This window comes from Streptomyces sp. NPDC005483, assembly GCF_040606035.1.
Lineage (GTDB): Bacteria > Actinomycetota > Actinomycetes > Streptomycetales > Streptomycetaceae > Streptomyces.
Window position 1 is genome coordinate 80,174 of record NZ_JBEXEA010000015.1, and the last position, 18,526, is coordinate 98,699.

General features: G+C 69.6%; 17 protein-coding genes, 1 tRNA gene and 1 pseudogene. 14 read left to right on the top strand and 5 right to left on the bottom strand.

Annotation, left to right across the window (positions count from 1 at the left end; genetic code table 11):
- Positions 1-272: 272 nt before the first annotated feature.
- The 10 genes from ABZT06_RS27505 to pssA all read left to right on the top strand — a co-directional run bounded on the left by ABZT06_RS27505 (position 273) and on the right by pssA (position 11,882).
- The gene (locus tag ABZT06_RS27505; protein ID WP_355746270.1) at positions 273-2,078 is read left to right on the top strand and encodes a 3-hydroxybutyryl-CoA dehydrogenase; all 1,806 of its coding nucleotides are present in this window, start codon (positions 273-275) and stop codon (positions 2,076-2,078) included.
- 142 nt (positions 2,079-2,220) lie between these two features.
- Positions 2,221-3,054, top strand: coding sequence for a TetR family transcriptional regulator (locus ABZT06_RS27510; protein WP_355746273.1), 834 nt, complete (start codon positions 2,221-2,223; stop codon positions 3,052-3,054).
- Between the two features lie 167 nt (positions 3,055-3,221).
- Positions 3,222-3,794 carry a hypothetical protein gene (locus tag ABZT06_RS27515; RefSeq protein WP_355746276.1) on the top strand — a complete coding sequence of 191 codons (573 nt, stop codon included), beginning with the start codon at positions 3,222-3,224 and terminating at the stop codon, positions 3,792-3,794.
- 342 nt (positions 3,795-4,136) lie between these two features.
- Positions 4,137-5,474, top strand: a complete 1,338-nt coding sequence (gene ccrA, locus ABZT06_RS27520) for a crotonyl-CoA carboxylase/reductase (protein ID WP_355746678.1) — start codon at positions 4,137-4,139, stop codon at positions 5,472-5,474.
- A gap of 10 nt (positions 5,475-5,484) precedes the next feature.
- Positions 5,485-7,533 (top strand): protein meaA, encoded by a 2,049-nt coding sequence (locus ABZT06_RS27525; protein ID WP_355746278.1) that lies wholly within the window; start codon positions 5,485-5,487, stop codon positions 7,531-7,533.
- On the top strand, positions 7,530-8,495 hold the full coding sequence (locus ABZT06_RS27530; RefSeq protein WP_007385825.1) for a CoA ester lyase: 966 nt from the start codon (positions 7,530-7,532) through the stop codon (positions 8,493-8,495). The genes ABZT06_RS27525 and ABZT06_RS27530 overlap by 4 nt, the downstream gene beginning before the upstream one ends.
- Positions 8,496-8,497: 2 nt before the next feature.
- On the top strand, positions 8,498-9,004 hold the full coding sequence (locus ABZT06_RS27535; protein ID WP_355746282.1) for a MaoC family dehydratase: 507 nt from the start codon (positions 8,498-8,500) through the stop codon (positions 9,002-9,004).
- Positions 9,005-9,008: 4 nt separating this feature from the next.
- Positions 9,009-10,214: an acyl-CoA dehydrogenase family protein gene (locus ABZT06_RS27540; protein ID WP_355746285.1), complete on the top strand. Its 1,206-nt coding sequence runs from the start codon at positions 9,009-9,011 to the stop codon at positions 10,212-10,214.
- A gap of 170 nt (positions 10,215-10,384) precedes the next feature.
- Positions 10,385-11,041, top strand: coding sequence for a phosphatidylserine decarboxylase (locus ABZT06_RS27545; RefSeq protein WP_355746681.1), 657 nt, complete (start codon positions 10,385-10,387; stop codon positions 11,039-11,041).
- 22 nt (positions 11,042-11,063) lie between these two features.
- A complete protein-coding gene (gene pssA, locus ABZT06_RS27550; protein WP_355746684.1) occupies positions 11,064-11,882 on the top strand; it encodes a CDP-diacylglycerol--serine O-phosphatidyltransferase in 819 nt (272 codons plus the stop codon).
- 106 nt (positions 11,883-11,988) lie between these two features.
- Here pssA and ABZT06_RS27555 read toward each other — a convergent pair whose 3' ends face one another.
- The gene (locus tag ABZT06_RS27555; RefSeq protein ID WP_355746687.1) at positions 11,989-13,107 is read right to left on the bottom strand and encodes a glycerate kinase; all 1,119 of its coding nucleotides are present in this window, start codon (positions 13,105-13,107) and stop codon (positions 11,989-11,991) included.
- Positions 13,108-13,275: 168 nt separating this feature from the next.
- Here ABZT06_RS27555 and ABZT06_RS27560 point away from each other — a divergent pair, with 168 nt between their 5' ends.
- The 3 genes from ABZT06_RS27560 (at position 13,276) to ABZT06_RS27570 (ending at position 15,747) form a co-directional block, all read left to right on the top strand.
- Positions 13,276-14,349, top strand: a complete 1,074-nt coding sequence (locus ABZT06_RS27560) for an ADP-ribosylglycohydrolase family protein (RefSeq protein ID WP_355746287.1) — start codon at positions 13,276-13,278, stop codon at positions 14,347-14,349.
- 111 nt (positions 14,350-14,460) lie between these two features.
- A complete protein-coding gene (locus tag ABZT06_RS27565; RefSeq protein ID WP_355746291.1) occupies positions 14,461-14,955 on the top strand; it encodes an NUDIX hydrolase in 495 nt (164 codons plus the stop codon).
- A 57-nt stretch (positions 14,956-15,012) separates the two neighbouring features.
- Positions 15,013-15,747: a Sir2 family NAD-dependent protein deacetylase gene (locus ABZT06_RS27570; protein ID WP_355746294.1), complete on the top strand. Its 735-nt coding sequence runs from the start codon at positions 15,013-15,015 to the stop codon at positions 15,745-15,747.
- A 77-nt stretch (positions 15,748-15,824) separates the two neighbouring features.
- On the opposite strand, the gene ABZT06_RS27575 is transcribed toward ABZT06_RS27570, so the two are convergent.
- The 3 genes from ABZT06_RS27575 to ABZT06_RS27585 form a co-directional block, all read right to left on the bottom strand.
- Positions 15,825-16,349: a hypothetical protein gene (locus tag ABZT06_RS27575; RefSeq protein WP_355746297.1), complete on the bottom strand. Its 525-nt coding sequence runs from the start codon at positions 16,347-16,349 to the stop codon at positions 15,825-15,827.
- A gap of 220 nt (positions 16,350-16,569) precedes the next feature.
- Positions 16,570-16,646 (bottom strand) — tRNA-Trp (locus ABZT06_RS27580).
- A gap of 263 nt (positions 16,647-16,909) precedes the next feature.
- Complete coding sequence (locus ABZT06_RS27585) at positions 16,910-17,638, bottom strand: SDR family oxidoreductase (RefSeq protein WP_355746299.1); 729 nt, start codon at positions 17,636-17,638, stop codon at positions 16,910-16,912.
- A gap of 76 nt (positions 17,639-17,714) precedes the next feature.
- Here ABZT06_RS27585 and ABZT06_RS27590 point away from each other — a divergent pair.
- Positions 17,715-17,883, top strand: a pseudogene (locus tag ABZT06_RS27590) (MerR family DNA-binding transcriptional regulator); the annotation flags it as partial.
- A 155-nt stretch (positions 17,884-18,038) separates the two neighbouring features.
- On the opposite strand, the gene ABZT06_RS27595 reads toward ABZT06_RS27590, so the two are convergent.
- Entirely contained in the window at positions 18,039-18,521 is a 483-nt protein-coding gene (locus ABZT06_RS27595) for a methylated-DNA--[protein]-cysteine S-methyltransferase (RefSeq protein WP_355746302.1), read from the bottom strand.
- Positions 18,522-18,526: the final 5 nt, after the last annotated feature.

Below are 18,526 nucleotides of genomic sequence, written 5' to 3' on the forward strand. Positions count from 1 at the left end.
CACTCGTGGAACTCCTTGCGGTGGCCTGGTGACGCAGCCGCCGCGAGAGCAGTCGGTTCGGTACCTCGGGTACCACCAGTACGACCCGGCCTGGGACAGGGCCGGTCGGATCCACCGTTCTCCGGGCCTGTGCAAGGCCCGCGACGACGGCCCGGGCGTGTGCGCTCGCAGCCCGGCAACACCCGCACTCAGCAGCTCCTCACGCACCCGGTGCGCCTCTCGGCGTACCGGGTCGCGCTCCCAGTCGTCACCCTCATTCCTGGAGTTCCGCGATGGCCACTCCCCTGTCCGACCCCTCTCTGTCCCCGCTCAAAACGATCGCCGTCGTCGGCCTCGGCACCATGGGCACCGGTATCGCCGAGGTCCTCGCCCGGGCCGGCCGCGAGGTCGTCGGCATCGACATCAGCGAGGCGCAGGCCGCCAAGGCCGTCGCCGCCCTGGAGACCGCGACCGCCCGTGCCGTGGAGCGCGGCCGGCTCACCGAGCAGGAGCGCGCCGGCCTCCTGGCCCGCGTCCGCACCTCCACCGACCTGCGCGCGGCGGCCGACGCCGACCTCGTCATCGAGGTGGCTCCGGAGTCGTACGAGATCAAGCACCAGATCTTCCGGGAGCTCGACGGGATCGTGCGGCCCGAGACGATCCTCGCGACCGGCACCAACGCCCTGTCGGTGACCCGCCTGGCCGCCGACTCGGCCCGCCCGGAGCGGGTGCTGGGCCTGCACTTCTTCAACCCGGCGCCCGCCATGAAGCTGGTCGAGGTCGTCTCCTCGGTGCTCACCGCGCCGACGGCCGTCGCCGCGGTCACCAACCTCGCCCTCGACCTGGGCAAGGAGCCGGTCGCGGTCGGCGACCGGCCCGGCTTCGTCGCCGACGGGCTGCTGTTCGGCTACCTCAACCAGGCGGCCGCGATGTACGAGGCGAAGTACGCCTCCCGCGAGGACATCGACGCGGCGATGCGGCTCGGCTGCGGTCTGCCCATGGGCCCCCTCGCCCTGCTCGACCTGATCGGCGTCGACACCGCGCGCACCGTCCTGGAGGCCATGTACGCCGAGTCCCGCGACCGGCTGCACGCCCCCGCCCCGATCCTCAAGCAGCTCAGCGAGGCGGGTCTGACCGGCCGTAAGTCGGGACGCGGCTTCTACACGTACGAGGCTCCGGGCAGCGCGACGGTCGTGCGGGACGCGCTGACGCCCTTGGAGAACTCCGCGCAGCTCACGGGCCGCGAGATCCGCTCCGTCGGTGTCGCGGGCTCCGGGACCATGGCGTCCGGTATCGCGGAGGTCTTCGCCAAGGCGGGGTACGAGGTCGTGCTCGCCGCCCGCAGCGAGGAGAAGGCGCAGACGGCGAAGTCCCGTATCGGCAAGTCGCTTTCGCGCTCTGTCGACAAGGGCCGTATGACTGCCGAGGCGGCCGCGCAGACCCTGGACCGGATCACCGCGGCGGGCTCGTACGAGGCGTTCGCGGATGTCGACCTGGCCGTCGAGGCCGTCGCCGAGGACCTGGAGATCAAGCAGCAGCTGTTCCAGGCACTGGACAAGGTCTGCAAGCCGGGTGCGGTCCTGGCCACCACGACCTCCTCGCTGCCCGTCGTCGCCTGCGCGCGTGCCACCTCGCGTCCGCAGGACGTGATCGGCATGCACTTCTTCAACCCGGCGCCGGCGATGAAGCTGGTCGAGGTCGTCCGTACGGTGCTCACGGCCGAGGACGTCCACGCGACGGTCCGCGAGGTCTGCGTGAGGATCAAGAAGCACGCGGTGGACTGCGGGGACCGGGCGGGATTCATCGTGAACGCCCTGCTCTTCCCCTACCTCAACAACGCGATCAAGATGGTCCAGGAGCACTACGCGTCCCTCGACGACATCGACGCGGCGATGAAGCTGGGCGGCGGCTACCCGATGGGCCCCTTCGAGCTCCTGGACGTCGTCGGCCTGGACGTCTCGCTCGCGATCGAGAAGGTCCTGCACCGCGAGTTCCGCGACCCGGGCCTGGCTCCGGCCCCGCTCCTGGAGCATCTGGTGGCCGCGGGCTGCCTCGGCCGCAAGACCGGCCGTGGCTTCCGCGAATATGCCCGCCGCTGAGCACGTCGGGGACTGGTTCGCAGGCGGCGAGGACTGGGGCGGACTGCTCGATCCGGGCGGTCCTCCCCCGCCGACGAGACCCGGCGGCTCCCCGCCGGTCCCGGGCGGGACAAACCCCGGACACGCGCACCAACCTGCGCACATGCAGTACGTTCGGGTCATGCCCCAGCCCGCCAAGTCGTCCCGTACACCAGCCACGTCCGACGTGCCGGAGAGCGCCGCAGGCAGTCGCGCGGCCGCCCAGCGGCTCAAGATGCGCCGAGAACTGGCCGCCGCCGCGATGGAGTTGTTCTCCACCAAGGGGTACGAGGCGACGACCGTCGACGAGATCGCGGCCGCGGCCGGTGTCGCCCGCCGCACCTTCTTCCGTCACTTCCGCTCCAAGGAAGAGGCGATCTTCCCCGACCACGACGACACCCTGGTCCGGGCGGAGGCGGTGCTGAACGCGGCCCCCGCGCACGAGCACCCGCTCGACACGGTGTGCCGCGGCATCAAGGAAGTCATGAAGATGTACGCGGCCCGGCCGGAGATCTCGGTCGCCCGCTACAAGCTGACGCGCGAGGTGCCGACGCTGCGGGAGGCGGAGATCGCCTCGGTGGCCCGCTACGAGCGGCTGTTCACGCGGTATCTGCTCGGGCACTTCGACGAGCACGCGCACGACGACGACGCGAACGACGATCCGCTGCTGGCGGAGGTGGCGGCGTCGGCCGTGGTCACCGCGCACAACCACGTGCTGCGGCGGTGGCTCCGGGCCGGTGGGCAGGGGGACGTCGAGGCGCAGCTGGACCACGCCTTCGCGATCGTGCAGAAGACCTTCGGGACGGGGATCGGGGCGGGCCGCACCACGACCGCCCAGCCACCGTCCGCCGCGACGGTCTCCACCCAGGGCGAGGTCCTGGTCGCGCTCGCCCGCACCGACGCCCCGCTGGACGAGGTCATGCGCACCATCGAGCAGGCGCTCAAGGAGCATTCCTGACGTACATGTCAAGGGCCGGTACCGGGAAAACCCCGGTACCGGCCCTTTTTCGCGTTCGAAGAAATGTTTCTCTTCGAACTCTTCGCCAAGGATGATCCAGCTCCTCCGTCGAGTTCGCGTACTGGCACCCCGACGCCCCCGGCGCGCACCACTCCCCCGACTGGACCATGACCAGCGGCTCGCTGTTCGGGCTCGGCGGCGCGGGCTGGTCGGGGCATCCCGACGGCGACCGTCCCGACACCGAGTCCGCCCGGGCCACGGACTCGGCGGTGTTCCGGCCGGCCTCGCGGCGCCGGGACTTCGGTGACACCCGCGTCTTTCTGCGGCTGCGTCTGACCGGCCTGGTGACGACAGCGCGGACCCCGGCACAGCCGTACGACGGTGTCCATCTGTGGCTGCGGTTGCACAGCGAGCAGGAGTGCTACGCGGTCAGCGCGGTCCGGCGCGACGGGCAGGTCGTGGTGAAGCGCAAGACGCCCGGTGGCCCGGTCAACGGCGGCACGTATGTGACCCTCGCCACGACGTCGGCCGCCTTCCCGCCGGACGCGTGGACCGAGGCCGTGGCCACCGCCACCGACCTCCCGGACCGCCGGGTACGCATCACGCTGGAGCTCGCGGGCCACCGGGTGCTGGGCGTGACCGACGCCTCGCCGGGAGGCCTGTACAAGCCCGGCGCAGTCGGCATCCGGGGCGACAACGCGGAGTTCCTGTTCCGTGACTTCACGGCAGGGCCGGATTGACACAAACAGGACGAACGACCTACTCACCGGTAGCTTTGATCGATCATCGCTCATTTGTTACGTAAAGATTTCATCTGAGAGCAATCTCTGGCACTCAGTGCCTTGCACGGTGGCACGCGGTGTCTTACGTTGAAGGAAGTCCGGGCGGCCGGCGTGCAGAGACCATACGTACGCCGGCTGTCCCAGCAAGTCATCGACCTGCCCGCCCGGACGCCTGCGTCACAGGCAACCTCCCGCGCCACAAAGCGCTGCCGAACAAGCATGACCGCCGAACCGACGGCACCGACGTAACCCTCAGCGTCTCCCCTCAAGACGCCATTCGCCGGAGGCAACACCGTGACCGTGAAGGACATCCTGGACGCGATCCAGTCGCCGGACTCGACGCCGGCCGACTTCGCCGCCATGCCGCTCCCCGAGTCGTACCGCGCCATCACCGTGCACAAGGACGAGACGGAGATGTTCGCGGGCCTTGAGACCCGCGACAAGGACCCGCGCAAGTCGATCCACCTCGACGACGTGCCGCTGCCCGAACTCGGCCCGGGCGAGGCCCTGGTCGCCGTCATGGCATCGAGTGTCAACTACAACTCGGTGTGGACCTCGATCTTCGAGCCGCTGTCGACCTTCGGGTTCCTGGAGCGCTACGGCCGCACCAACGAGCTGGCCAAGCGGCACGACCTGCCGTACCACATCATCGGCTCCGACCTCGCGGGCGTCGTCCTGCGCACCGGCCCCGGCGTCAACGCCTGGAAGCCCGGCGACGAGGTCGTCGCGCACTGCCTGTCCGTCGAGATGGAATCCTCCGACGGCCACAACGACACCATGCTCGACCCCGAGCAGCGCATCTGGGGCTTCGAGACCAACTTCGGCGGCCTCGCCGAGATCGCGCTCGTCAAGTCCAACCAGCTGATGCCCAAGCCCGACCACCTGTCGTGGGAGGAGGCGGCCGCTCCCGGCCTCGTCAACTCCACCGCCTACCGGCAGCTCGTCTCCCGCAACGGCGCCGGCATGAAGCAGGGCGACAACGTCCTGATCTGGGGCGCGAGCGGCGGACTCGGCAGTTACGCGACACAGTTCGCGCTGGCCGGTGGCGCCAACCCGATCTGTGTCGTCTCCTCGCCGCAGAAGGCGGACATCTGCCGGGCGATGGGCGCCGAGGCGATCATCGACCGCAACGCCGAGGACTACAAGTTCTGGAAGGACGAGACCACCCAGGACCCCAAGGAGTGGAAGCGCTTCGGCAAGCGCATCCGCGAGCTCACCGGCGGCGAGGACATCGACATCGTCTTCGAGCACCCCGGCCGCGAGACCTTCGGCGCGAGTGTCTTCGTCACCCGCAAGGGCGGCACCATCACCACCTGTGCCTCGACCTCGGGCTACATGCACGAATACGACAACCGCTACCTGTGGATGTCGCTGAAGCGGATCATCGGCTCGCACTTCGCCAACTACCGCGAGGCCTGGGAGGCCAACCGGCTCATCGCGAAGGGCAAGATCCACCCGACCCTGTCGAAGGTCTACTCCCTGGAGGAGACCGGCCAGGCCGCCTACGACGTGCACCGCAACCTGCACCAGGGCAAGGTGGGCGTGCTGTGCCTGTCCCCCGAGGAGGGCCTGGGCGTGCGCGACGAGGAGAAGCGTGGCCTGCACATCGACGCCATCAACCGCTTCCGGAACATCTGAGGAGCGCTGAATGACTGAGCGTCAGCCCGCCGAGGGCAAGCGGGAGAAGGACCGGCCGTGGCTCATGCGCACGTACGCCGGTCACTCCACGGCCGAGGCGTCCAACGAGCTGTACCGGCGCAACCTCGCCAAGGGCCAGACCGGTCTGTCGGTGGCGTTCGACCTGCCGACGCAGACCGGCTACGACTCCGACCACATCCTCGCCCGCGGCGAGGTGGGCCGGGTCGGCGTGCCGATCGCGCACCTCGGTGACATGCGCCGGCTGTTCCAGGACATCCCCCTGGAGCAGATGAACACCTCGATGACGATCAACGCCACCGCCATGTGGCTGCTGGCGCTCTACCAGGTCGTCGCCGAGGAGCAGGGTGCGGACATCACCCAGCTCCAGGGCACGACCCAGAACGACATCGTCAAGGAGTACCTGTCCCGCGGGACGCACGTCTTCCCGCCGGGGCCGAGCCTCCGTCTGACGACCGACATGATCGCGTACACGGTCTCCCACATCCCGAAGTGGAACCCGATCAACATCTGCAGCTACCACCTGCAGGAGGCGGGCGCCACGCCGGTCCAGGAGATCTCGTACGCGATGTCGACGGCGATCGCGGTCCTGGACGCCGTCCGGGACTCGGGCCAGGTGCCTCAGGAGCGCATGGGCGATGTCGTCGGCCGGATCTCCTTCTTCGTGAACGCGGGCGTCCGGTTCGTCGAGGAGATGTGCAAGATGCGCGCCTTCGGCCGCATCTGGGACCGGGTCACGCGCGAGCGCTACGGCATCGAGAACCCCAAGCACCGCCGGTTCCGGTACGGCGTCCAGGTCAACTCCCTCGGGCTGACCGAGGCGCAGCCGGAGAACAACATCCAGCGGATCGTGCTCGAGATGCTGGCCGTGACCCTCTCCAAGGACGCACGCGCGCGTGCCGTGCAGCTGCCGGCCTGGAACGAGGCCCTGGGGCTCCCCCGGCCCTGGGACCAGCAGTGGTCGCTGCGGATGCAGCAGGTGCTGGCCTACGAGAGCGACCTGCTGGAGTACGCGGACATCTTCGAGGGCTCGCACGTCGTCGAGGCGAAGGTCGCGGGGCTCGTCGAGGAGTCCCTCGCGGAGATCGACCGGATCCAGGAGATGGGCGGCGCGATGGCCGCCGTCGAGTCGGGCTACCTGAAGTCGCAGCTGGTCTCCTCGCACGCCGAGCGGCGGGCTCGTATCGAGTCCGGTCAAGAGAAGATCGTCGGCGTCAACATCTTCAACACGACCGAGCCCAATCCCCTGACCGCGGATCTCGACACAGCCATCCAGACAGTCGATCCGGCCGTCGAGGCCCGGGTCATCGCCTCGCTCCAGCACTGGCGCGACACCCGCTACCAGCCGCCCTTCAACCACCCGCGCCCCTGCAAGGCGCTGGAGAAGCTGAAGGAGGCCGCCAAGGGCACGGACAACCTCATGGAGGCCACCCTGGAGTGCGCCCGCGCGGGCGTCACGACCGGGGAGTGGGCGGGGGCCCTGCGGGAGGTGTTCGGGGAGTTCCGGGCGCCCACGGGCGTCTCGTCGGCGCCGGTCGCGGTGCCCGCGGAGGAGGGCTCGGCGATGGCCGACGTCCGCCGCCGGGTCGAGGTGACCGCCAAGGACCTCGGCGTGGGCAAGCTGCGCTTCCTGGTCGGCAAGCCTGGCCTGGACGGGCACTCCAACGGGGCCGAGCAGATCGCGGTGCGCGCGCGTGACGCGGGCTTCGAGGTGGTCTACCAGGGCATCCGGCTCACTCCGGAGCAGATCGTGGACGCGGCGCTCGCCGAGGACGTGCACGCGGTCGGCCTGTCCATCCTGTCCGGCTCGCACGCCCAGCTGGTTCCGGACGTCCTGGAGAGGCTCCATGTGGCAGGCGCCACAGATGTACCTGTCATCGCCGGTGGGATCATCCCCAATGGAGACGCCGAACAGCTCAGGGCTGCCGGCGTGGCCGCGGTCTTCACCCCGAAGGACTTCGACATCACCGGAATCATCGGCCGCATCGTCGACGAGATCCGGAAAGCGAACAAGCTCGACCCCCTGGAGGTCCCCGCATGACCACGCCCGTCAACCGTCTGCGTCCGCGACGCTCCTGCCTCGCGGTCCCCGGGAGCAACCCCCGCTTCCTGGAGAAGGCGCAGGGCCTCCCCGCCGACCAGGTCTTCCTCGACCTGGAGGACGCGTGCGCCCCGCTCGCCAAGCCCGAGGCGCGGCACACCATCGTCAAGTTCCTCAACGAGGGTGACTGGACCGGCAAGACGAGGGTCGTGCGGGTCAACGACTGGACGACCGAGTGGACGTACCGCGATGTCGTCACCGTCGTCGAGGGGGCCGGCCAGAACCTCGACTGCATCATGCTGCCGAAGGTGCAGACGGCCGAGCAGATCGTCGCCCTCGACCTCCTGCTGACCCAGATCGAGAAGACGATGGGCTTCGAGGTCGGCAAGATCGGCATCGAGGCGCAGATCGAGAACGCGCAGGGCCTCAACAACGTCAACGAGATCGCGACCGCGTCCCAGCGCGTCGAGACGATCATCTTCGGCCCGGCCGACTTCATGGCGTCGATCAACATGAAGTCGCTGGTCGTGGGCGAGCAGCCGCCCGGCTACCCGGCGGACGCCTACCACTACATCCTGATGAAGATCCTGATGGCCGCCCGCGCCAACAACCTCCAGGCGATCGACGGCCCCTACCTGCAGATCCGCAACATCGACGGCTACCGCGAGGTCGCCCAGCGCGCCGCGGCCCTCGGTTTCGACGGCAAGTGGGTGCTGCACCCGGGCCAGGTCGAGGCGTCCAACGAGATCTTCTCGCCCTCCCAGGAGGACTACGATCACGCCGAGCTGATCCTGGACGCGTACGACTACTACACGTCCGAGGCGGGCGGCAAGAAGGGCTCGGCGATGCTCGGCGACGAGATGATCGACGAGGCCAGCCGCAAGATGGCACTGGTCATCTCCGGCAAGGGACGCGCGGCCGGTATGCAGCGCACCTCCAAGTTCGAGATCCCGGAGGCTTGAGCATGCAGTTCGGACGCACCTACGAGGAGTTCGAGGTCGGGGCGGTCTACAAGCACTGGCCCGGGAAGACGGTCACGGAGTACGACGACCACCTCTTCTGTCTCCTCACCATGAACCACCACCCGCTCCACATGGACGTCAACTACGCCGAGAAGACGACGGACTTCGGCAAGAACGTCGTGGTCGGGAACTACATCTACTCCCTGCTGCTCGGCATGTCCGTGCCGGACGTCTCCGGCAAGGCGATCGCCAACCTGGAGATCGAGTCGCTCAAGCACGTGGCGCCGACCTTCCACGGTGACACGATCTACGGCCAGACGACCGTGCTCGACAAGTGGCCCTCCAAGTCGAAGAACGACCGCGGGATCGTGTACGTCGAGACCAAGGGCTACAAGCAGGACGGCACGCTGGTCTGCGTGTTCCGCCGCAAGGTCATGGTGCCCACCGAGACCTACATCAAGGTGCGCGGCGGCGAGCAGCCCAGCCGCCCGGAACTTCAGGAGGGCTGACCCCATGGCACGCCTCGCCCAGACCCACGGCCTCACGGACGTCCAGCAGGAAATCCTGTCCACCGTCCGGGACTTCGTGGACAAGGAGATCATCCCGGTCGCGACCGAGCTGGAGCACCGCGACGAGTACCCGCAGCAGATCGTCGACGGGCTCAAGGAACTGGGCCTGTTCGGTCTGATGATCCCCGAGGAGTACGGCGGTCTGGGCGAGTCGCTCCTGACCTACGCGCTGTGCGTGGAGGAGATCGCCCGCGGCTGGATGTCGGTGTCCGGCATCATCAACACCCACTTCATCGTGGCGTACATGCTCAAGCAGCACGGCACGCAGGAGCAGAAGGATCACTTCCTGCCGCGGATGGCGGCCGGCGACGTCCGAGGCGCCTTCTCGATGTCGGAGCCGGGTCTGGGTTCCGACGTGTCGGCCATCACGTCGAAGGCGGTCAAGGACGGCGACGAGTACGTCCTGAACGGCCAGAAGATGTGGCTGACGAACGGCGGAACGTCAACTTTGGTCGCCGTTCTCGTCCGAAGTGACGAAGGACACCCTGAGGGCACCGCGCCCCACAAGTCGATGACGACCTTCCTGATCGAGAAGGAGCCCGGCTTCGGCGAGGTCCGTCCCGGCCTCACCATCCCCGGGAAGATCGACAAGATGGGCTACAAGGGTGTCGACACCACCGAGCTGATCATGGATGGCCTGCGACTTCCGGCCGATCGCGTGCTCGGCGGGGTCACCGGCCGAGGTTTTTACCAAATGATGGACGGCGTGGAAGTGGGCCGCGTCAATGTGGCGGCACGTGGATGCGGTGTCGCTCAGCGTGCCTTCGAGCTGGGCGTCCAGTACGCCCAGCAGCGCCACACCTTCGGCAAGGCGATCGCCCAGCACCAGGCGATTCAGTTCAAGCTGGCCGAGATGGCTACCAAGGTCGAGGCCGCGCATGCGATGATGGTCAACGCGGCACGCAAAAAGGACTCCGGGGAGCGAAACGACCTTGAGGCAGGGATGGCGAAGTACCTCGCCTCCGAATACTGCAAAGAGGTCGTGGAAGACGCCTTCCGGATCCACGGCGGCTACGGCTTCTCCAAGGAGTACGAGATCGAGCGCCTCTACCGTGAGGCTCCGATGCTGCTGATCGGTGAAGGTACCGCCGAGATCCAGAAAATGATCATCGGTCGCAGGCTGCTCGAAGAGTATCGGTTCCAGGGCTAGATGTCCGGATACGGGGTGTTTTCTTGGAGAAGAAGATCACACCCCGTCAAGTCGGTTCAGACGCCGACTCGGCTTCCTGGCTTGCCCAGTTGTGGCCCGCGACCGGTACGATCCCGGAAAGCCGCCGTCCCCCGTCAAGTGCGCGGCATCATCCGCTACGAAGGTCATCCATGCCCCACAGCCAAACCTCTGCACATCGCGACAGCCTGGCAGGCGTACGCCTCGCGCGCGGAGCATCGCCGTGGCTCCTCCCGACCGTCGCCACCGCAGCACTGAGCCTGGTACGCGCACGCAAGTCCGGCGCCGCCAAGGCCGTCGCCGTGCCCGCCACCGCGCTGGCGGCGGGCATGCTGTGGTTCTTCCGCGACCCCGAGCGCGAGATCGCCCCGGGCCGGGTCATCTCGCCCGCCGACGGAGTGGTGCAGAGCATCATGCCGTGGAAGGACGGTCGCACCCGCGTCGCGATCTTCATGAGCCCGCTCAACGTCCACGTCAACCGCGCGCCGCTCTCCGGCACGGTGACGTCGGTCGAGCACATTCCCGGCGGGTTCGTTCCAGCTTTCAACAAGGAGAGCGAGAACAACGAGCGCGTCGTCTGGCACTTCGACACCGAACTCGGTGACATCGAGATGATCCAGATCGCCGGCGCGGTGGCCCGCCGTATCGTCCCCTACATCCCGCAGGGCACGAAGGTCGAGCAGGGTGACCGCATCGGTCTGATCCGCTTCGGCTCGCGCGTCGACATCTACCTGCCCGAGGGCGTGGAGGTCGCGGTCGAGGTCGGCCAGAAGACGACGGCTGGGGTGACTCGCATTGACCGTGATTGATCCTGAGACCCAGGCGGGCTGGGTGCCCGGGGCCGACGAGGTCGACGACGAGGAGGAGATGCCTCTTTCTCTCCGCCTCTCGATAGCGGACACCCTCACCCTCGGCAACGCCACGTGCGGCTTCATGGCGGTGTACTTCACCACCACCGGCATCCTGATCCCGCACCTGACCGACAGCCAGGAGTCCGGCATGGCGCGCAACAGCGCGGCCACGGCGGTCATCCTGATGCTGTGCGCGGCGGTCTTCGACCTCTTCGACGGCCTGGTGGCGCGCAAGCTGCGCTCCTCGCCGATGGGCGCGGAGCTGGACAACCTCTCCGACCTGATCAGCTTCGGCCTCGCGCCGGCGTACTTCGTGCTCGTCTACGGCATGGTCGCCGACGACGCGTCGCAGCGGGTGGCGGCGGTGGGGGCCGTGGTGGTGCTGCTGGCCGTGGTGCTGAGGCTGGCGAGATTCTCCTGTGTCACGCCCGCGAACGGCATGTTCCAGGGCATGCCGTCCCCCTTCGGCGCACTCACGGTGGTCGCGATCGTGCTGCTGGAGCTGCCCTTCGTGGCGACGCTCCTCGCGATCCTGGGCACCGCGTGGCTGATGGTGAGCCGGGTGGAGTACCCGAAGCCGCGGGGGCGGCTCGCGGGGGCGATGCTCGCCTGGATCGTGCTGGCGATGGGTCTGCTCGCGGCGTGGGCCTTCGGCGCCCCCAGCGGACAGCTCCTGCTCCAGACCGGCTGCGCCCTGCAGCTCGTCACGGGCGCGGTGATCCCGCTGTTCGCCACGGCCCGCAGGGTGAACAACTTCCGCGGCAACCGGCGCGAGGCGCGGGCGGCTCAGCTGCCGTAGTGCTCCGCCGCAGTACGCCCGAGGGGCCCGAACCGATGACGGTTCGGGCCCCTCGTCGTCTCTTCAGCGCTGGGCGTCGGGCTCGGCTTCTCAGGAGACCGGTCGTTCAGATCAGGAAGTCCCGGCCGATCCGCTCCGCCACGTCCTCCAGGATCGGGCCCGCCTCGGAGATGCACTTCTGGATGTCGGGCTCGGCGTCGGTGAGCGGGTAGACGCGGCGGAAGCCCGCCCGGCCGAGCGCCTCGGGGGGCAGGGCGAGGCGGCCGCACACGGCGACGACCTCCTTGTCCTTCGCGCGGGCGGCCGCGGCGACACCGGCCGGGGCCTTGCCGTGCAGGGTCTGCTCGTCCAGGGAGCCCTCGCCGGTGATCACCAGGTCCGCCCACTCCAGCGCGGGCGCGAAGCCCAGGACGTCGAGCATGACCTCGATGCCGGGGCGGAACGCGGCGCCGAGCAGGAGGGCGCCGTAGCCGATGCCGCCGGCCGCGCCAGCACCCGGCGAGGCGGCGTGCTCGGCGGCTTTCGCGCCCACGGCCTCCTCCAGCGCCTTCGCGTAGTGGGCCAGCGCGGCGTCCAGGGCCTCGACGTCGTCCGGGGAGGCGCCCTTCTGCGGCCCGTAGACCGCTGGGGCGCCCTTGGGGCCGGTCAGGGGGTTGTCGACGTCGCTGGCCAGGATGAACTCGACGGAGGCGAACCGCGGGTCCAGGCCCGACAGGTCGGCCGAGGCCAGGTCGGCGAGACCTCCGCCGCCGGGGGCCACGGGCTCACCGTCGGCGTCCAGGAAGCGGGCGCCGAGCGCGGAGAGCATCCCGGCGCCGCCGTCCGTGGTGGCGCTGCCGCCGACCCCGAACACGATCGTGCGGGCGCCGGCGTCCAGCGCGGCGCGCAGGAGCTCTCCGGAGCCGTACGTCGACGCCGTGAGGGGCGCGAAGACACCCGTCGGCAGCCGCTGCAGCCCGCTGGCCTCGGCCATCTCCACGACCGCGGTCTCCCCGCGTACCGCGAAGGCGGCCGTGATCTCCTGGCCCAGCGGCCCGGCGACCGCCACCTCCCGGCGCTCGAAACCGGCCGCGACGGCCGCGGCGACGGTGCCGTCCCCGCCGTCGGCGACGGGCAGCGACTCCACCTCCAGGCCCGGCACGACCCGGCGCAGCCCGGCCTCCACCCGCTCGGCGACCTGCACGGCCGTCAGCGAGCCCTTGAACTTGTCCGCGGCGATGAGCACGCGCTGTGTCACGTCTTCCCCTTGCTCTCCGGGCCTCGCGCACGTCAAGGCCAGTCGCGCCGCTGTGACCTTAACCGGAGACGCCCCCCGCCGTCATGCACCGACCCGACCCTGAGAAGGCGTTGCGAACCCTCTGTGCGGCGCTCCGGAATGGGGTAAACCGGAGCTATGACCCTTGTGGGCACTGAGCCAGAGCTAGCCGACCGCATCCATGGGGGCTGGCTCGGCCGGATCGCGGGCAACATGCTCGGCAAGCCGGTCGAGCAGGGCGACCTGTGGACGCGGGACCGGATCGACCGCTATCTGCGGCAGGCCGCCGCGCTTCCCCTGACCGACTACCTTCCCGAGCCCGTCGGCGAGAGCGACGGGCTCGAGCTGCGGCCCGAGTGGCGCGAGTGCGTGCGCGGCCGCATCCACGGCAGCTGCCGCGACGACGACGTCGACTACGCCATCCTCGGCCTCGACCTCCTCGAGACCCACGGCTTCGGCTTCAGCACCGAGCAGGTGGGTGACCTGTGGCTGCTGAGGCTGCCGTATCTGCAGACGTTCACCGCGGAGCGGGCCGCCTATCGCAACCTCGCCAACGGGCTGAAACCGCCGCTGACGGCGACGTACGACAATCCCTGCCAGGAGTGGATCGGTGCCCTCATCCGCGCCGACATCTACGGCTGGACCTGCCCCGGCGTCCCCCGCCGCGCCGCCGCCCTGGCCCGCCGGGACGCGGTGCTCTCGCACACCGGGAACGGCGTGTACGGGGCGATGTGGGCGGCGGCCCTGATCTCGGCGGCGTTCACCGTCGACACCGTGCGGCAGGCCGTGGACCAGGCGCTCGCGGTGATCCCCGCGAGCAGCCGCCTCGCCCGCACGGTACGCCGGGTGACCTCCCTGCACGACACCCGGATGACCTGGGAGGACACACTGACGACGGTCGCGGAGGAGACCGCCGGGCTCGGCTGGATCCACACCGTCCCGAACGCGGCCGTCCTGACCGCCGGACTGCTCTACGGCGACGGCGACTTCACCCGCTCCATCACGCTCACCGTCCGGGGCGGCCTGGACACCGACTCCAACGGCGCGACCGCGGGTTCGGTGGCCGGGGTGCTCACCGGGGCGGACGCGATCCCGGACCAGTGGAAGGAGCCGTTGGAGGACCGGGTGCGCAGTGCGGTCTTCGGGTTCGACGGCGTGCACATCACCGAACTGGCCGAGCGGACGATGCGGTTGGCGGGAGCGGAGGCCTGAGGCGACGAGCCTGGGCGGGCACGATGCCGGGGGGAGAGTACGGGAGGACCTGGGCGTGACCGACTGCTCAGCCGTCCCGGGGAACCCCGTCGTCTGGTTACCCTTCGAAGGATGACCACCACCCAAGACTTCGCCACGTACATCGCTGGTCTCCCCCGTGTCCTCGCCGCAGCCGCCGCCCTCTTCCAGGACGCGGACGGCCGGGTGCTGCTCGTCGAGCCCAACTACCGTGAGGGGTGGGCGCTTCCGGGCGGCACGGTCGAGTCCGACGAGGGCGAGACACCGCGCCAGGGCGCGCGCCGTGAGACCGCCGAGGAGATCGGCCTGGACCGTGAGCTCGGGCGGCTGCTGGCCGTGGACTGGGTACACGGGACGGCCCGCCCGCCGCTGGTCGCGTACCTGTACGACGGCGGGGTGCTCGCCGAGGACGACTTCAAGGCGATCCGCCTCCAGGAGGAGGAGCTGCTGTCCTGGCGGCTCGTGCCGCGCGAGGAGCTCACCGAGTACCTTCCGGGCGCCCTCGGCCGCCGGGTCCTGGCCGCACTGGACGCACTGGCGGACGGCTCGGGCACGGTGGAGCTGGAGAACGGCCACCGGGTGGGCTGACGCGCGGGGCGGATATCTGTTCGCCTGATCCGGATCACCCGCCCTACCCTCGACGCCATGACCAAGCCCCTCGTCGCCCTCCTCAGCGGCGCCGGTATCTCCACCGACTCCGGGATCCCCGACTACCGCGGCCCGAACGGCCTGTGGCGCAAGGATCCCGAGGCCGAGAAGCTCGTGACGTACGAGTACTACATGGGCGATCCGGAGATCCGCCGCCGCTCGTGGCAGATGCGGCGGGCGAACCGCACGCTGAAGGCCGAGCCCAACGCGGCGCACGTGGCGGTGGCCGAGCTGGAGAGGTCCGGGGTGCCGGTGCGGGTGATCACGCAGAACGTGGACGGGCTGCACCAGCTCGCCGGGATGCCCGCCCGCAAGGTCCTCGAACTGCACGGCACCGCACGGCAGGTGGTCTGCACGAAGTGCCACGCCCGCGGCCCGATGGAGGACGCGCTCGCCCGGGTCGAGGCCGGCGAGGCGGACCCGCCGTGCCTGGACTGCGGCGGCATCCTCAAGTCGGCGACCGTGATGTTCGGCGAGCGTCTCGACCCCGTCGTGCTCGGCGAGGCCGTCGCCATCACCAAGGCGTGCCAGGTCTTCATCGCCGTCGGCACCACCCTCCAGGTCCAGCCGGCGGCGGACCTCGCGGGCGTCGCCGCCGACCACGGCGCCCGGCTCGTCATCGTCAACGCCGAGCCGACCCCGTACGACGACCGTGCCGACGAGGTGATCCGGGAGCCGATCGGCACGGCACTGCCCGAGCTGCTGCGCAGGCTGGGCGCCGGGAACGACTGAGGTCTCGTCTCGGCGAGGGGCCGGTCTCACCCCGGAGGAGCAGACCGGCGCCCACGCCGAGCGGACGGGACCAGGGATCAGTTCAGGCCGAGGTTCGTCAGTGCGGTCGTCCAGTCCGTGACGATCGCGTCCTGGGCGTCGGCGAGGGTGACGGTGCCGGCGCAGACGGCCTTCTTGAGCTTGTTCTCGACGGTGTCCTTGTTGGCGGCGGTCGTGGTGCCGTACTCCGGCTCGGGCCAGAGGTTGAGCGCACTCTTGGGAGCACCGCCGAGTTCGAGGGGGACGAAGTGGTCCTCCTCGTAGTCCGAGGTGCTGGTGTCCGTGTAGCCGTACTCGACGATCTGCTTCTTTTTCAGCGCGGTGGTGTAGGAGCTCGACGGCCGGACGGTCGCGGTCCATCCGGAGACGCAGATCGTGGAGCCGATGGTGGACTGGGTGACGTCCGGGTTGAAGTCGCCGGGCTGGCAGCTGGAGTCGGGGAGGGGGAGGTAGTCCTGGCTGCAGCTCTGCGCGTGGGCGGTGCCGGCTGCGACGGTGAGGCCGGCGGTGGCGAGGGCGAAGGAGGAAAGTGCGGTGACCAGCGAGCGGGATATTCGGGGCATGGGGGCTCTCCCGGAGCGGTGCCCGGCAGGAATTCCGGGCGGTCGCGAGCATGACAACACCGGGAGCGTCTATGCGGGTAGAGCTGTTTGCCGACCGCAGAGATTCCTTGCTGAACGTTTGAGTACGGCGGGGCGGGCGGAGAGCAGGTCATGGACCGCGCTTGGTTGTCGGCACCGCGCGCCGGGCCCGTCGACGGCCCCCTCACCGGGGTCTTCACCTTGGCAGGGGCGGCAGGACTCGAACCTGCGGCATCCGGTTTTGGAGACCGGCGCTCTGGCCAGCTGAGCTACGCCCCTTCGGTAGGAGACAGCGTGGCATGCACGACCTGCTCTTCTCCAAGGGTTTTCTCTTCCGAGGGGGCGGCATTGTCGCCAGGGATCGGCTCGAAGGGCGGGTTGTGCGGCATGAGCCACACCTGACCGTCCTGTCGCCGGCGACGCGTGCTGACGCGCCCGGCGTGGACGGCACCGCACTGATCGTCGAGAACGTCGACCAGCCATCGGTACCCGCCCACCGATGGAGAAGCAGCCGACCGGAGTCCGTGCGGTCCGAGGGGCCCTCAGGCCGCCATCAGCGCCGCCAGTGCGCGATCCATCGCGGCGTTGAATTCTTCCGGCGTCAGCGGCAGACGGGACTTGACGTCCCGACTCCACTGGTCGGCGAGGACTTCGGCGGAGCCCGCCTCGACACCGTCGAGCGCCGCGTCGGCCAGGTCCGACGGAGCGATCTTGGCCACCGGCCAGCCCGCCGCCATGTCGGTGTCGGCCATGCCGAGGTGTACCGCTGTGACCAGCGTGCCCTGCTCGGCGAGCTCCAGACGGACGCCGTTGGTCATGGCCCAGGCGGCGGCCTTGGTCAGGTGGTACGCGCCCGCGCCCTTGCCCCCGAACCACGACATGGCGGAGAGGACGTTGACGATCGCTCCCCCGCCGTTCCTGGCGAGCGCCGGCGCGAACTCCCGGATCATTCCCAGGTGGCCGAACGTGTTGGTCTCCAGCTCGTGCCGCACCGCGTCCAGTGACCCGGTCACCAGGTCGGTTCCCGTGCTGATTCCCGCGTTGTTGATGAGCAGCGAGACGTCCGGGGCGGCCTCGGCGGCAGCCCTCACGGATGCGGGATCGGCGATGTCGAGGTGCAGCACCTCGGCCCCGGGCAGGTCCACGGTCTCCGGTCGGCGGGCCGTCGCGTAGACCTTGCGGGCGCCCCGTTCGAGCAGGCGCTGGGCGAAGGCACGGCCCAGGCCGCGGTTGGCTCCGGTGACAAGGGCTACGGAGTTGTTGATGTCCATGGCCGGTACGCTAAAACCTGACGCTGGCGTCAGAGGCAAGTGCTGGTCGTCAGGGCCAGGGGTGAGAGGAATCACCATGGCGGTCGCAGAGACCGCAGCCGAGCGGTTGATCCGCATCGGAGAGGTGGCACGAAGTGCCGACGTCTCAGTGCGCGCCGTGCGCCACTACCAGCAGCAAGGGCTGCTCATCGCGGAGCGCGTCCGCCCGGCGCCTGTACCCGCAGGACGCCCTCCCCCGGGTCCGTGCCAGGACTCCAGGACCCGGTCTCGCCGCAGCCCGGCCAGGGCCTTCAACCCGTCCTGCGACCAGGCATTGCGCCCACGCTGACCGACCGGACGCTGACCCGCAGGTCGTGAGCGATGACCGTCGGGCAAGGCAGGGCCGCTAGGACAGGGACCGCTAGAACAGCGCCGCCCCCCGCTCGAAGTCCAGCAGCCGCTGCTTGCGCTCCACTCCGCCGCCGTAGCCCGTGAGGCTGCCGTCGGCGCCGACCACGCGGTGGCAGGGGACGATGATGCCGATGGGGTTTTTGCCGTTGGCGAGGCCGACCGCGCGGGAGGCCTTGGGGTTGCCGAGGGCGTCGGCGAGTTCGCCGTAGGTGCGGGTCTCGCCGTGCGGGATCCGGCGCAGCTGGTCCCAGACCGTGCGTTGGAACGGTGTTCCGTGCAGGCGCAGTTCCAGGGTGAACTCCTTCAACTCGCCCTTGAAGTAGGCCTTCAGCTGGTCCTCGGCCTCCTTGGACCACGCGTCGTCCGGCTCGCCGAAGGTCTCCTCCGGCGGGCGGTGGCGCTGGTCGGTCATGTAGAGGCCGCACAGGACGCCGTCGTCGGCGACGAGGGTCAGAGGGCCGTAGGGGCTGTCGATCAGGGTGTGCTGTTTCACGGAAC

Excerpts from the sequence above, each read along its gene's own strand:
- ABZT06_RS27505 (WP_355746270.1), top strand. The coding sequence starts at position 273 with ATGGCCACTCCCCTGTCCGACCCCTCTCTGTCCCCGCTCAAAACGATC.
- ABZT06_RS27530 (WP_007385825.1), top strand. The coding sequence starts at position 7,530 with ATGACCACGCCCGTCAACCGTCTGCGTCCGCGACGCTCCTGCCTCGCG.
- ABZT06_RS27545 (WP_355746681.1), top strand. The coding sequence starts at position 10,385 with ATGCCCCACAGCCAAACCTCTGCACATCGCGACAGCCTGGCAGGCGTA.
- ABZT06_RS27565 (WP_355746291.1), top strand. The coding sequence starts at position 14,461 with ATGACCACCACCCAAGACTTCGCCACGTACATCGCTGGTCTCCCCCGT.
- ABZT06_RS27515 (WP_355746276.1), top strand. The coding sequence starts at position 3,222 with ATGACCAGCGGCTCGCTGTTCGGGCTCGGCGGCGCGGGCTGGTCGGGG.
- ABZT06_RS27510 (WP_355746273.1), top strand. The coding sequence starts at position 2,221 with ATGCAGTACGTTCGGGTCATGCCCCAGCCCGCCAAGTCGTCCCGTACA.
- ABZT06_RS27525 (WP_355746278.1), top strand. The coding sequence starts at position 5,485 with ATGACTGAGCGTCAGCCCGCCGAGGGCAAGCGGGAGAAGGACCGGCCG.
- ABZT06_RS27570 (WP_355746294.1), top strand. The coding sequence starts at position 15,013 with ATGACCAAGCCCCTCGTCGCCCTCCTCAGCGGCGCCGGTATCTCCACC.
- ABZT06_RS27540 (WP_355746285.1), top strand. The coding sequence starts at position 9,009 with ATGGCACGCCTCGCCCAGACCCACGGCCTCACGGACGTCCAGCAGGAA.
- ABZT06_RS27560 (WP_355746287.1), top strand. The coding sequence starts at position 13,276 with ATGACCCTTGTGGGCACTGAGCCAGAGCTAGCCGACCGCATCCATGGG.
- ABZT06_RS27535 (WP_355746282.1), top strand. The coding sequence starts at position 8,498 with ATGCAGTTCGGACGCACCTACGAGGAGTTCGAGGTCGGGGCGGTCTAC.
- ABZT06_RS27575 (WP_355746297.1), bottom strand. The coding sequence starts at position 16,349 with ATGCCCCGAATATCCCGCTCGCTGGTCACCGCACTTTCCTCCTTCGCC.
- ABZT06_RS27585 (WP_355746299.1), bottom strand. The coding sequence starts at position 17,638 with ATGGACATCAACAACTCCGTAGCCCTTGTCACCGGAGCCAACCGCGGC.